This is a genomic window from Paenibacillus sp. LT-B23 (assembly GCF_059417685.1).
In genome coordinates this window covers 135771-149962 of the sequence record NZ_JBSQBM010000006.1, presented here as the reverse complement: position 1 = coordinate 149962, position 14192 = coordinate 135771, and the positions used below count along the sequence as shown (strand labels likewise).

Annotated in this window: 11 protein-coding genes; 6 read left to right on the top strand and 5 right to left on the bottom strand. The window is 45.7% G+C overall.

Annotated elements, in window-relative coordinates; all coding sequences use genetic code 11:
* Positions 1-124: 124 nt before the first annotated feature.
* Positions 125-1093, bottom strand: coding sequence for a phosphate/phosphite/phosphonate ABC transporter substrate-binding protein (locus ACWXW9_RS10025; protein WP_044644543.1), 969 nt, complete (start codon positions 1091-1093; stop codon positions 125-127).
* 236 nt (positions 1094-1329) lie between these two features.
* Between ACWXW9_RS10025 and ACWXW9_RS10020 the strand changes: the two genes are divergently transcribed.
* On the top strand, positions 1330-3291 hold the full coding sequence (locus ACWXW9_RS10020; RefSeq protein ID WP_494929280.1) for a bifunctional 2',3'-cyclic-nucleotide 2'-phosphodiesterase/3'-nucleotidase: 1962 nt from the start codon (positions 1330-1332) through the stop codon (positions 3289-3291).
* A gap of 264 nt (positions 3292-3555) precedes the next feature.
* Here the strand turns inward: ACWXW9_RS10020 and ACWXW9_RS10015 are convergent, their stop codons facing one another.
* A complete protein-coding gene (locus tag ACWXW9_RS10015) occupies positions 3556-3867 on the bottom strand; it encodes a hypothetical protein (RefSeq protein ID WP_494929279.1) in 312 nt (103 codons plus the stop codon).
* 13 nt (positions 3868-3880) lie between these two features.
* Here ACWXW9_RS10015 and ACWXW9_RS10010 point away from each other — a divergent pair, with 13 nt between their 5' ends.
* The 4 genes from ACWXW9_RS10010 to ACWXW9_RS09995 all read left to right on the top strand — a co-directional run bounded on the left by ACWXW9_RS10010 (position 3881) and on the right by ACWXW9_RS09995 (position 8902).
* Positions 3881-4213: a copper amine oxidase N-terminal domain-containing protein gene (locus ACWXW9_RS10010; RefSeq protein WP_494929278.1), complete on the top strand. Its 333-nt coding sequence runs from the start codon at positions 3881-3883 to the stop codon at positions 4211-4213.
* Positions 4214-4480: 267 nt separating this feature from the next.
* Entirely contained in the window at positions 4481-5887 is a 1407-nt protein-coding gene (locus ACWXW9_RS10005) for a DNA-binding protein (protein WP_494929277.1), read from the top strand.
* Positions 5888-6074: 187 nt separating this feature from the next.
* The gene (thiD, locus tag ACWXW9_RS10000) at positions 6075-6884 is read left to right on the top strand and encodes a bifunctional hydroxymethylpyrimidine kinase/phosphomethylpyrimidine kinase (protein ID WP_494929276.1); all 810 of its coding nucleotides are present in this window, start codon (positions 6075-6077) and stop codon (positions 6882-6884) included.
* Between the two features lie 320 nt (positions 6885-7204).
* A complete protein-coding gene (locus tag ACWXW9_RS09995; RefSeq protein WP_494929275.1) occupies positions 7205-8902 on the top strand; it encodes a M3 family oligoendopeptidase in 1698 nt (565 codons plus the stop codon).
* Between the two features lie 160 nt (positions 8903-9062).
* On the opposite strand, the gene ACWXW9_RS09990 is transcribed toward ACWXW9_RS09995, so the two are convergent.
* Positions 9063-10034 carry a ring-cleaving dioxygenase gene (locus ACWXW9_RS09990; protein WP_494929274.1) on the bottom strand — a complete coding sequence of 324 codons (972 nt, stop codon included), beginning with the start codon at positions 10032-10034 and terminating at the stop codon, positions 9063-9065.
* Between the two features lie 238 nt (positions 10035-10272).
* Here ACWXW9_RS09990 and ACWXW9_RS09985 point away from each other — a divergent pair, with 238 nt between their 5' ends.
* Complete coding sequence (locus ACWXW9_RS09985; protein WP_494929273.1) at positions 10273-10803, top strand: GNAT family N-acetyltransferase; 531 nt, start codon at positions 10273-10275, stop codon at positions 10801-10803.
* A gap of 104 nt (positions 10804-10907) precedes the next feature.
* Here the strand turns inward: ACWXW9_RS09985 and ACWXW9_RS09980 are convergent, their stop codons facing one another.
* The gene (locus ACWXW9_RS09980; protein ID WP_494929272.1) at positions 10908-13451 is read right to left on the bottom strand and encodes an ABC transporter permease; all 2544 of its coding nucleotides are present in this window, start codon (positions 13449-13451) and stop codon (positions 10908-10910) included.
* Positions 13448-14125, bottom strand: a complete 678-nt coding sequence (locus tag ACWXW9_RS09975; protein WP_494929271.1) for an ABC transporter ATP-binding protein — start codon at positions 14123-14125, stop codon at positions 13448-13450. The genes ACWXW9_RS09980 and ACWXW9_RS09975 overlap by 4 nt, the downstream gene beginning before the upstream one ends.
* Positions 14126-14192 lie beyond the last annotated feature (67 nt).

Below are 14192 nucleotides of genomic sequence, written 5' to 3'. Positions count from 1 at the left end.
CTTTCTCCCCCCGATGGGGTGGAATGAAAACAACACCGCCATGAATACATGGACGGTGCTGCCCTGTCATTCGTAAAGCCTGTTTCGTAGCTACTGCTTCATTACAATTACGCGTTTGCTCCTATTACTTAACTGCTTGGCCGACGGCTTCGGCATATTCACGAACAGAATCGAAGTTTTTATCGTCGCCCTTTTCATAGCCTACATGCGTATAAATTTCTTTAATGATTTGACCGCCCTCCGGGTCTTTGGCGATATCAATAAAGGCTTGACTGATTTTGTCTCTCCACGCCTGATCCATATCGGAACGAACGCTGACCGTGTCATTCGGAATTTTAGCGGTGTAATGAATGACGCGTGTTTTTTCGAATACATCCGGAATTTCCTTCTTCACCGTATTGCGGGCATCCTGGAAAACAGCTACAGCATCAACCTGACCGTTCAGCAGCGCTAGGATAGCGGCATCATGGCCTTTGATCGTTACGCCCTGCACATCCGTGTCCGGGTCCACACCAGCTTTCTTCAGCTCTGCTGCGGGATACACATAGCCTGCGGAGGAGGTTACATTTTGCCAGCCGACTTTTTTGCCTTTCAGGTCAGCCAGGCTTTGGATCGGAGAATCCTTTTTCACCACGATCATCGATTTATAAAAGTTTACTTTTTCAGTTGTGTCCTTGCCTGTGGCATCATCAATGCCGTAGCGTTGGGCTTGCAGCAGCAAATCGGCTGCTTTACGGTTATCGTGTGCCAGAACATAGGCATTCGGTGGAAGGAAACCTACATCTACCTGTTTGGAAGACATGGCTTCCACAATCGTGTTATAGTCAGGAGAAACGGTTACTTTCACCGGAATTCCGAGCTTGTCGCCCAGCAGCTTTTCGAGTGGCTTGGCTTTAGCTTCGAGCGTATCTGCATTTTGGGAAGGAACGAACTGTACTTTTAACTCTGTAGGAACATAGGCTGTGCTTTCGCTTTTCGTGCCATCTGTGCCTGGAGTGGACGCGCTGTTGTTATTGCTCGCATTGGAGCCGCATGCTGCGAGACCCGCAGCCAGTGTGAAAGTCATGCACAAGGTCAGTGCTTTTTTAAACAAAATAATTTCCCCCTAAAAATAGTAATAACGAAAAATTGAAAAAGTCTGTAAATTCTGTGACAAACAGAATCTTAACAGCTAGTCCGGTCGCTAGGGTAAAAACCATTCCTGACTTTGGTAAAAAGTATGTAAAATATATCTTATACTCTCTCATTTCTATTCATTTAACATTCTCTTAACAGTACCTTGTTAGACTTGTTCAAGCTCTATGACCGAAGCTAAGGGAGAGAACAGGATTGGATATTTCAGATATCAATAAAGAGGTACAACAGCAGACGCTATGTCCTGTGAGGGTGAAATTCCGTGTTATGGTTACGACCGATCTGCATGTCAGCTTGTGGAATTACGATTATTATACGGATCGGGAAACGTTGCAGTACGGTCTTGCGCAAACAGCCAGTCTAATCCAGGTGGCTCGGTCCGAGGTACCCAACCACCTGCTGCTGGATAACGGGGATGTTATTCAAGGCAATCCGATGGGGGATTATGCAGTACAACGTCTCCAACAGGACCCGAACGCCGTGCACCCTGCCTACAAAGCGATGAATCTGCTTGGGTACGAAGCGGGCAATATCGGGAATCACGAATTTAACTATGGATTGGAATATTTGCAGACTTGCCTTCAAGGAGCCAAGTTTCCTTATATCAATGCCAACATCTATATTCAGGCGGATACAGATATAGATACAGAGAAGGATATTTTTACAGATAGCCATACAGTCGTGGAAAAAGAACGAAATTACTTTACACCTTATCTGATACTGGACAAGACGGTGGAGGATGAAGCAGGCTTCGAGCATCTGTTGAAGGTGGGGATTATCGGCTTTGTGCCTCCGCAAATTATGCAATGGGACAAGGCTTGGCTGGAAGGGAAAATCATCGTCAAGGATATGCTGGAGACCGCGAGACGGTTTATTCCACAAATGAAGTCCGAGGGAGCCGACCTGATCATTGCCATGCCTCACGCGGGTTTTGAAGATATTCCTGAAATGCCGTATATGGAAAATGCGGTGCTGCATCTGAGCAGGGTGGAAGGAATTGACGCGATTCTGTTTGGTCATGCACATAAAGTATTCCCCGGCCCTTCGTTCGTTGGTAAAACGGGTGTGGACGCGGAGCGAGGCACCATCCATGATATTCCGGCGGTGGAGCCGGGCTTTTGGGGAGATCATCTGGGTATCATTGATCTGGACCTGACTCTTATGGATGGAACGTGGCAAGTGGCTGCCTCTTCTGCGGAGGTACGTCCGGTGTATGATTCGGTACGTAAGCAAGCGCTGGTGCAGCCGGATGCTGCCATTCAGCAGGCGGTTGCGGAAGAGCATGCCGGAACGCTGGACTATATTCGCGCACCTGTTGGCCAGACGACGTTAGCAGTAAACAGCTTTTTTGCCCAGGTGATGGACGATGCTTCCGTTCAACTCGTGAACGACGCGCAAATTTGGTATGTGAAGCAGCAGATGCAGGGGAGTGAGTACGAAGGTCTGCCCGTTTTGTCGGCAGCGGCTCCCTTTAAAACAGGCGGCAGATACGGCCCCTCGTATTATACCGATATTCCGGCGGGGACTTTGGCGATCAAGCATATCGCCGATCTGTACAATTTTCCAAACACACTGCATGTCGTTCGGCTGACCGGGGGAGAAATTCGGGAATGGCTCGAATGGTCTGCCGGACAATTCCAACAAATTGATCCTTATGCAGAACAGGAGCAAGAGCTGATTGATCCGGATTTTCCGAGCTTTAATTTTGATATTATCGACGGGATCAGGTACCAGATTGATGTGACGCAGCCCGCCAGATATGATGCTGCCGGAATATTGAAGGAGGCGAGTGCGCACAGAATCCTGCATATGACCTTGGATGGAGAACCATTGGATATGCAGCGAAGCTATTTGGTCGTCACGAACAACTATCGCGCGTTTTCCTCTACATTGGTCAATCCGGGCCGGGAACGCATCGTACTCGCTTCACCGGATGAGAATCGGCATGTGTTAACCGAATATGTACGGCATATGAAGACGTTGACGCCCCAAGCAGATGGTCACTGGTCCCTCGCGCCATGGCCGGGTCGCCCGCATGTGACGTTCCTGACCTCACCGCAAGCAACGGATGCCGCCAAAGCCCATTCAGAGTTGCTTTATGAAGGATTAACCGCAGAGGGATACGCCAAATTTGCTCTGGATTTCGGGCGATCCTGAATTTTTTTGAAAAAAATTTAAATTTAAAGTGATCCAAACGGAAAGCTCCCCCGTTATACGGTATGTAAGCAACACATGACAACATATCCAACGAGGGAGTGAATACAATATGAAATTGAAAAAAATGAAAAATGGATCGCTCCGGTCCTCAGCTTGTCTTTGGTGATTCCGGGGAGTAGCAGGTGCTGCTGCCACACCAACCACAGTCAACCTCAGCAAGCCATCCGTTGCGACTCCAGCCATTGAACTGAGAGCGAGTCTGGATCATCTGTTATCCGAGCATTTTGCATTAGCTGTAATCGCGATGACCAAGGTGTACGACGGCTCCAAAGATGCAGACGCAGCCTTTAAGGCACTTGACCAGAATGCTTTGGACATGCAGCCAGCGATTGCTTCATTCAAACCAACCGTGAAGGCTTTAAATTCATGTTTGGCGTAGGAAAGGTATTGAGTAATGCGATTGTGACGCAAAATAGACAAATTTGCAGAAGAAATTGCATCTGCGTCTGTTGAACCAACTACACCATCGGAACCCGTAGCTCCTGCTCCATCCGATAAGATGAATGCCAGCGGCATAACGACTGTCTGGATGAAAGTGGATAGCCATACGCTGAAAATTAACGATAAAACGACACAAATGGACACCACTTCGTTCATATGGAGCGGTAAGACATACATCCCTTTGCGTTACCTCGGTGAAGGTATTGGAGCTCAAGTGAAATGGGATGCAAAAACGCTAATGGTATGGGTGAAAGCCGGGAACGATACACTGAAATTCTGGGTAGGCAAAAACATTGTCGACGTGAACGGAACACAGAAAAAGGCGGACGCTAACATTCTGGTAAACAAAGACGGCAGAACCGTTGTGCCGCTTCGCTTTATTACCGAATTGTCAGGCTGGAATGTAACCTGGGGGCAGTGATAAAGCAACCATAACACTGACCAAAGCGAACTAATTTCCATTCTGTATGAGCCTATGGCATCATATGTTAAGCAAAGACTGTCCCTCCGGGGGCGGTCTTTTTGCACACGGATCATTTGAAATCGTACGAAATTCGTAATTTTATATGTCCTGAGTCGCGTTTAAGTTATTGACCTCCGTTATGATTAGACATATACTTTGATTAAACAAATTTTGGTTTAAAAGGTAATGAAAAAGTCACCATCATTTGATGGAGGGGGTGTCCCTTTGGAAAAAAACACCACGATTCGTGCAGAAATTGAAAAGTATATTCAGCGTGAAGGTATTTCCATGCAATGTTTCGCAGACGCTTCCAAAGTAAATCCGGGTACACTTAGCGGTATACTTAACCGGAATCCCCCACGGCCGATTTCAGTAAATCAGCTTGATCTGATTACCGGGGCTATGGGTTTGGAAGAAGGGGCCTTGTTCGAGATGTATGTGGATGAATGTTTTATTCATTCCTTACCGCACTGGAGGAGGTTGCGTCCGTTTCTGCTCCGTTGTTCGGAGCTGAACAAGCTGGAATGTATTTGCAGTGTGCTTGACTATCTGATGGATGATTTATCGAACATTCCGGCTATTTTTGATACCGCAGAAGCGATGTTTGAGGACGAGAGATATGAAGCGGCCATGCTTCTGTACAATTGTGTCATCGAGAGTGAGAAGTATACCCACTCCGAGCGGTTAGCGATCAGCTATTTCCGTATATTCCAGATTCAGATTAAGGATAACAAGCGGAGCTTGAAGGCTGCTGTGCAATTCCACTTGTACCGTAGTCGGTTGCCGGAAACTTATGCATTGGAAGGCTTACATATGCTATCTCAAGTGTTTGCGTTAAAAATGCAATGGTCCGAGATGGAAATGTATGCGGACGAGCTGCGAGAATTGGCTCATGCGCTATACCGCAATCGGAACCGCTTTGGAGATGAGCATCTGGAGTTGCTCAAACCGCTTGTTTACTATTATGCACAGGGTCATCTGCTCAAGGCCAGCTGCTATGAGTTTCAGGGCAGGTATGAGGAATCCAAGAAATGGATTGATGGGTATGCAGATTTGAGCTGGTTTGAAGGATTGGATGAGGAAGGCCAGAAAGTAGTGGACATGCATCGTGTGTATGCTCAAGGCAATCGGCTTTGTATCGAAATTAAAATGGGCAATACCTCTGCAATTTATGAATATATTACGTATTTGCGCGAGCATCCGGACGAAACGCTGGAAGGCTTGAATACGCTGCTTGAATCAGCGAACAGGTTCGGTTACTTTGTGGATGCCGAGCTGGGACTATTCAGCCAGCAACTCAAGAGCTTCTGGGAGCTTGCACCGGATCAATGGGACACTCACTACCGCAAGCATTTTAATGCATTCCGCTTCGCCTCCTTTTGTAAGGTGTATGCCGAATATCATTTTCGAAAGGGTGATTATGCGGAGGGACTGGGGCAAACACTGCATTGCTTACAGTTGTCTGTGGATAATAGCTATACTGAACATATTATCGGTTGCATGGTTTTGTTTGAGCAGCATCGGAATTTCGCTACCCCGGAACAGCAGCATTCGTATCAGAAGTTTTGCCTGGGCGTGCGTGAAAATGAAAAGAATCATGCCTATGATCACAGCACCGGCGGGTATTTGTAATCTTTGGAATTCATAATATATATCCCACTCTAGCGAGGATGCTCCTGGTCAAAAGGGAACGTTCTCGTTTTTTAATTCTACTCTTTTCTGTGACTTTTAGCATAGGAAGAACGCATTGTGCGTTGACAAGTTTCCCATGCGGGATTAGGATAAATGCAGCACAGTAAGTGAAGGAGAGCATGTGAAAATGACGATTCCCAAAACATTAACGATAGCCGGCTCCGACACCAGCGGCGGCGCGGGTATTCAGGCAGACCTGAAAACCTTTCAGGAGCTTGGCGTATATGGAATGACTGTATTGACAACCGTAGTTGCGATGGAACCCAAAACGTGGGACCATCTTGTATATCCTGTTGCGTTGGATGTGGTAGAAGCACAACTGCGTACGGTATTGGAAGGTATTGGCTTTGACGCGATGAAAACGGGTATGCTCGGTTCCGTTGATATTATTGAACTGGTTGCCAGCCATCTGCGCAAGCATGATCTTAAACGGGTCGTTATTGATCCGGTTATGGTCTGCAAAGGTACGGATGAAGTGCTTCAGCCGGAAAATACAGAAGCGATGCTGGAATTTTTGATTCCGGGCGCTGATCTGGTCACGCCGAATTTATTCGAGGCTTCGCAACTGGCGAAGAACGGACCAATTACGACGCTGGAACAGATGCAGCAAGCAGCGGCGATTATCCATGAGCGCGGGGCGAAGCACGTGCTGATTAAGGACCGTGGCAAAATCCGTGCAGGTAAAGCGATGGATCTGCTTTATGACGGAATTACCTTCGACTGGTTCGAGGCGGATGTTGTGAAAACAAGCTTCACCCATGGTGCAGGCTGTACAACTTCGGCAGCGGTAACGGCTGGCTTGGCCCAAGGGCTGACTGTACGTGAAGCGGTGGATCAGGCCAAAAAATTCATTACACAGGCGATTGAAGGCAGCTTCAAGCTGAACGAATTCGTCGGCCCGACTCTGCATGCGGCACATCGTTTGCAAAATCACTAAAGCTGAATGCACTTATAAAATCAGGATTTTGCAAAATTCGATTCCAGTCGCTCCAAAGTGCAATATATAGACGAACTAGACCATTTCGATCTATACATTATTCATTGGAAGTCGCTTATTGGATTTTTGCAAACTCCTCAAATGGCTGCATTAGGCAGTGCATCTCCGATCGTTAGCGTTTAGGCTAGAGTCTTTAAGCCGCAATACTTGGTATTGCGGTTTTTGACGTTGTATTTTTTTGGAATTATATCTTCCAGTTTGCTCTAGTCGTACTGTATAATAAGCATCAGATTTATTAAATTTAGGGAGGACTCGAAGCAATGACATTATTCAGCCAAATGGCTTATACCCGACCAGAGCAAGCTGAAATTGAACAGCGGTTTAAAACGCTTTTGCAGCAGTTTCGTGAAGCGGACAGCGTAGAGCGTCAAAATGAAGTTATTCATGCCATTAATAAGCTGCGCAGTAACGTGGAAACGCAATTGCAATTAGTAGAGGTTCGGCACTCCATTGATACGGAGGACACATTTTACAAAGCAGAGCAAGAGTATGCTGATGATTTCATGCCAGTCATTCAGGAGTATGTAACCGATTACTATCGTGCATTGGTAGACTCGCCGTTCAGAGCCGAGCTAGAGAGCCAGTGGGGCAGCCAGCTTTTCAGTATTGCCGAGGTATCACTCAAGTCGTTCCACCCGGATATTATTGAGGATTTGCAGCAGGAAAATAAGCTGACCTCCGAATACTCCCAATTGATTGCTTCGGCGAAGATCCCGTTCGAGGGAGAAGAACGTACATTGTCGCAGCTTCTGCCTTTTGAAATGGCTACAAACCGGGAGACACGCAAACAGGCCTCCGAGGCCAAGTATCAATTTATGAGCGAGCATGAGGACGAGCTGGATCGAATTTACGATGAACTGGTTAAGGTACGCACGCGCATGGCGCACAAGCTGGGCTACGATAACTTTGTAGAGCTGGGCTATGCCCGTTTGGGTCGTACCGATTACAACGCCACTATGGTTGCCAATTTTCGCGAACAAGTGCTGAAACATATCGTTCCGCTGGCAACAAAGCTCAAGGAACGCCAACGCGAGCGGATCGGAGTGGATCAGCTTCGCTATTATGATGAAGGCTTTAACTTTTTGTCAGGCAATCCTACACCCAAAGGCGACCCGGAGTGGATCATTCGTAATGGAGCGCGTATGTATGAGGAGCTTTCACCGGAAACACATGGATTTTTCAGCTTTATGATCGAACGTGGGTTGATGGACCTGACTAGCAAAAAAGGCAAGCAAAGCGGAGGCTACTGCACATTTTTGAGCGAGTTTGGCACGCCGTTTATTTTCTCCAATTTCAATGGTACATCCGGTGATATCGATGTGTTGACGCATGAAGCGGGCCATGCCTTTCAGGTGTACGAAAGTCGGCATTTTGAAATCCCCGAATACCACTGGCCAACCATGGAGGCGGCTGAAATTCATTCCATGAGTATGGAGTTTTTTGCATGGCCCTGGATGAAGCTGTTCTTCGAGGACGATACGGATAAATATCACTTTGAACATTTGTCCTCATCGTTGTTGTTTGTCCCTTACGGCGTAGCTGTGGATGAATTTCAGCATGCAGTATATGAACATCCAGACTGGACGCCAGCCGAACGTAAAAGCGCATGGCGCTCCATTGAACGCAAGTATAAACCGCATTTGGACTATGAAGGCAACGAGTATCTGGAGCAGGGCGGGTTCTGGCATAAGCAGGGACATATTTTCCAATCTCCGTTCTACTATATCGACTACACACTCGCACAATTGTGCGCATTCCAATTCTGGAAACGTATGAGCATCGACCGAAAAGCTGCGTGGGAAGATTACTTGAAGCTGTGCCGTGCCGGGGGAAGTCGTTCTTTTACCGGTTTGGTTGAGCTGGCTGGTCTGATCTCGCCGTTCCAGGATGGATGTATCGCCTCTGTAATCGGAGAAATTGAAGAATGGCTGAACAGTGTGGATGATAAAAAGCTGTAAGCATAACTAAAAAGGGCATTTTGCTTACCTGTCAAAGCTGGAAGCTTGCAGATGAGATGCTTTTTTTAAATGAAAGCAGGGCAGTTGCACGAAAAAAGCCGGGAACCTCTACATGATGTAGAAGTCCCGGCTTTGTGTGATTTTAAAGCAAATACCCCTATTAATGTTTGGTGTTGAGCGGTTTGAGATTGGCTTCAATTGATGCACGGCGCGACTCCAAGAATGGAGGCAGTGACAGAGATTCTCCTAGAAACTCCAATTCCTCGTCGGTATCAAAGCCAGGTCCATCGGTAGCCAATTCAAACAGAATGCCGTTTGGCTCGCGGAAGTACAAGGAGCGGAAATAGAAACGATCTACAAAGCCTGAGTTGGAAATTTGCAGCTGACTAATACGTTCTACCCATTGTTTGAGCTCTTCTTCGGTTTCAACACGGAAGGCTACATGATGCACACTGCCGCGTCCTGGTCGCTCTTGTGGGAGGTCGTTGCGTTCTTCCAGATGAATCTCAGTTCCGGTACCACCTGCACCTGTTTCATAGATGACTACATCCGGTTGTCCGGCAACAGGGGAAGGATAGGAACCCTTTTTGCGGAAGCCCATCACCTGTTCCAGAATGAGGATCGTGTTCTCCGCTTTTGGAATGGTCAGATGAACCGGGCCAAGTCCGACGATGCCGTATTCAGCAGGAACAGGGCTTTTCTCCCAAGGCGTGCCGCCTCGCACTCCGTTGTCATGCTCATCCGAAACCAGGAAGAAGCGCTGCCCTTCAAAATCCTCAAACGAAAGCGCCAAACGTCCCGCTTGATCCGTAATTTCACCATGTTTTACATCCAATTGCTCGAAACGGTCTTTCCAGTAATCCAGTGCCTTGTCATTCGGTACCCGCAGGGAAAGCGCCGAAATACTGTTATTCCCCGTACGAGTTTGCCCCGCATGTGGGATTTCAAAGAAAGTGACTTCGGTACCAGCCGTTCCGCGCTCATCTCCATAAAAGAGGTGATAAACGCTCACATCATCCTGATTCACCGTTTTCTTAATGAGTCGAAGACCCATTACCTGAGTATAAAAATCAACATTCTTAGCCGCCGCCGCTGTAATCGCCGAAACGTGATGCAATCCTAACAGTTTCATGTCATTGTCCTCCTTGGTTTTATATGATTAGCATGTAAAAGCGAAATGAACAGTAGTAAACGTTGCTTAATATTTATTGTCTTGATATTAAGATATATGATTTTGGAGCGATTGTCAACTCAAATTACGTATCCTGGCTCCAAGAACTGTTGGGGAAAAGAAATACAAAATAATGCATATTCATGTAAAATAAATACTTAAAAGCAGATTGGGAATTTATTTAGAAGGAGTGTGTTCGTTGTATACGGATAAGGATTTAACCATTAGGCCCGTTACAGAAGAAGACTTACAGGCTCTTTGGACGTTAACTTATAGAGAAGAAGCACCGGAATGGAAGCAATGGGATGCACCTTATTATGAACATAAGACACTTTCTTTTGATGATTATTTAAAAGATAAGGAAAAGCGAATCGGGCAAGATGACTTTTGGCTCATTGAAGTGGAAGGTAAGGTCATTGGATCAGTGAGCTATTATTGGGAGCATAAGCCTTCCCAATGGCTTGAAATGGGAATTGGCATTTATGATTCGCAGTATTGGAGCGGTGGGTTTGGTACCAGAGCATTGCGACTGTGGATCACGCATTTGTTTAATACACTACCTCTAGTAAGAGTAGGCTTTACAACCTGGTCAGGAAACCATCGGATGATGAAGGTTGGGGAGAAGCTGGGGATGACCTTGGAGGCCCGGCTTCGCAAGTGCAGATATTATAATGGAAAGTATTATGATTCGATCCGAATGGGGCTTTTACGGGAAGAGTGGAGGCCGTAACGTTCTGTAAAAAAGACCATTCTAAGCATAAAAGATGACTTCTGAATTGATCAGGAGTCATCTTTTTATTATTCCCACTGGTATTATGGACTTTCTCGGTAAATCTACTCCGATTCTCGAAGCCGCTCCACTATACTTTGTTTGTCGTTCATAGAATAGACCGCTACTGGAATAAGTATCCCAAGCAATAATAGTAAAGGCAATAAGACTAGAAGTGGCCAGATTATAAAGTGATAGCTTAAAAGCCACAGCAAGTTGCAAAACGGTTTCACAATCAAAATAGAAAATAGAACTGCCAATAGAATAGAGGTTAGGCTAGTAGCCCAAACATAATATAACCCTTCATAAATCAGCATTCCCCGCAGTTGCTTTTTGGTCATGCCTATGCTCTGCAGCATAGCAAATTCATTGCGGCGGGTCAGTATGCTGGTTAAAATCGCATTTATAAAGTTCAGGATACCAATCAGGCCAATAATCAAGCTGAGCAGGCCGCCGATCATCTCAACGGTGGTTTGCATACCTGATAAAGCGTCCCGTGATGTGATTTTGGATTCGTAGTTCATCATCGGTTCGATTGTTTCAGTGTAGCGCTTCAAAAAGTTCTGTATGGACGCTTCTTGAGATGAGGATACATTAAAGGCATAACTCATTACAGCGGGCTGTTTTACAAGTGACTTGTATATATCCGCAGGGAGGTAGAGGTTATAGCCAGTATAAAGGCGATTCGAATTGGTAGATTTGATACCCACATGGCCAAGTACTGTAAACTTTTGCGTTATATACTCTCTATCCAGTGGAGCATCTGCTGTTCTCACATAACTTTGCAAAGTAACGTTTTCTCCCACTTTATGATGAATGAATTCCATGTAAGGCTTGTCATTGTCATTCAGTTCGACTCCCTCCAGGATATACCTACCGGAAGCTAGTTTTTTAAAATCAAGTTCACCATCAATCAATTGCAGCCGATGCAGGGGTAAATCTTCCAGCCCATACACTTCTACAAGGAAGTTGCCGCGAGCGTCAGTGTTCTGGGTATCATCCGTAATTCCCTTTGTATTCTCAGCCGTGAAAGCTGTTGGATCACCGTACAATCGGCCGCCTTCTTCAAAGCCTGGTTGTGCCTGTACAGCCTTAATAAAACTTTCAGTGGTCTCATTTTCATGGCCGCTGAAACTGCTGGGAACCTGGAAATATTCAGCATGAGCAATGAGAAAATCGGTATCATTAAATTTGGATAAAAATTTATCCATATCAAAGCTCTGAGATAGTGTGAATACTGTATTCAGAAGAACCAAACTTAAAGAAAGACTCATAACCACTAAAACGGTGCGTTTTTTATTGCGTCCCAAATTGGAACGAGCCATGAGGTGGATTTTTGCGCCTCCGGTTGATTTTTTCAGCTTACCATTGCTCTTGTTTACCCCGCCTGTGTATCTTACTGCTTCTACCGGCGATACGGATGACGCAACTCTGCCGGGTTTGAAAGTGCTGATCATTACGGTAATGAGAGCGAACAGAGCAGATCCGACAAAAATCCATGGGTTAGGGGATACCGCTATCTCGGTACCGTTAAACACACTCATATTTATGATAAAAGGCACGAGCGATTTACCAATAAAAAAACCTGCTATCAATCCGATCGGGATTCCTAGCGCTGATAGAATCAGCGCTTGTCTGCGAATAATCCGGCGGATCTGCTTGCCGCTTGTACCGATCGTCTTTAAGAGACCGTAAAAACGGATATCTCGCATCACTGATATTTGGAAAATATTATATATAATCAAATAACCGGTAAACATGATCAGTAACAGGGCAGAAGTTAACGCTATGATTGTGTCTGTATCCAAACTAAAATTGGTTGAGATGTATGACCAATTTACATTATTCGCGATATAGTTCGGTGCATCTTCGTCAAGCGAATACCCGCTTTCGGTAATCACTTTACTGAGCTTTCCCTGCAAATCAAGGCTGTTGTCGAACATCATATATGCACTAATGGTTCCTGTATAGAAGTGATCCTTTTTATAGTTGCTTTGTAATTCCTGAGCATGAACATCGACATAGGCTTTAGAAGCGAATATTTGTCCTACGTTAACCACAGGATCGCTTTTCCACCAGCCGGATAGGATAAAATTACGCTGTACTTCTTTACCTCGTATGTCAAGCTTTAGCCTCAAAGGTGCTCCCACCTCCAGTGGAACACCCAATAGCTGCAACGTCTTGGAGTCTGCGATTACTTCATTTTCCACCGCAGGCTTACGCCCCTCTTTAAGCTCAATAAAACCAAGCTTCATCCCTACATCATCGTAATACCAGAACTCCGTATGGCGTTTTAGAAATTTATCGTTCATAACTCGATCGCTTAATATACGGTTATAAGCTATTTCCTTGATCAATGGATGATTCTTGACATGATTAAATTCGTCATCCGTTATATACTTAAGTACGGCATGTCCATCTCCACCGACCTGTCGCATGGTCGCCCGTTGTAAGTTTTCAACAGCGCCAATCCCCATAGTGAACAGTGTTGTAAATAGCAATGAGGTTAGTGCTATGGCAACAATGGCAATTATGTTACGGGTTTTGTTCACTTTGAAACTCTTATCAGCCAGACTGCGGATTGCTTTTTTATTTCTAACCTTGATCATTTACCTTCACCGCCGACCATTTTACCGTCTTCAATTCGGATGATCCGGTCTGCCATTTGCGCAATTTCCTCGTTGTGGGTAATCATCACTATCGATTGGCGGAACTGCTGGCTGGATACTTTGATCAATCCCATCACATCCAGACTCGTTTTACTGTCCAGGTTTCCGGTGGGTTCATCTGCCAAGATAATGGCGGGCTTGGCTGCCAGTGCTCTGGCAATGGCTACACGTTGCTGTTGTCCACCGGAAAGATTGTTTGGCAGATTATTCATTTTGTGGTCAAGGCCCAAGGTATGTACAATTTTATCTATGTGGGTTTTGTCTGGCTCTTTACCATCCAGTTCAATAGGAAGCACAATATTTTCGTAGACATTCAAGACAGGCACCAGGTTGTAATTTTGAAACACGAAGCCAATCTTTCGTCTGCGAAAAATGGTCAATTCTTCGTCTTTCAACGTAAAAATATCTTTGCCGTCAATCATAACATTTCCGCTTGTTGGACGATCAAGTCCACCCAGCATATGAAGAAGGGTAGATTTGCCGCTCCCGGACGTACCAACAATGGCGACAAATTCTCCGCTTTCCACCTTCAGGTTCACACCGTCTAAAGCGTGGACAGCAGTATCCCCGTTGCCGTAGTGCTTTTTCAACTCCTGAGTTTTTAATAGAGCCATACACTTTCTCCTCCATATAAAGTCTGTATTTGTGGCGCCCTGCAAATACAAACTGTATCATATCAAT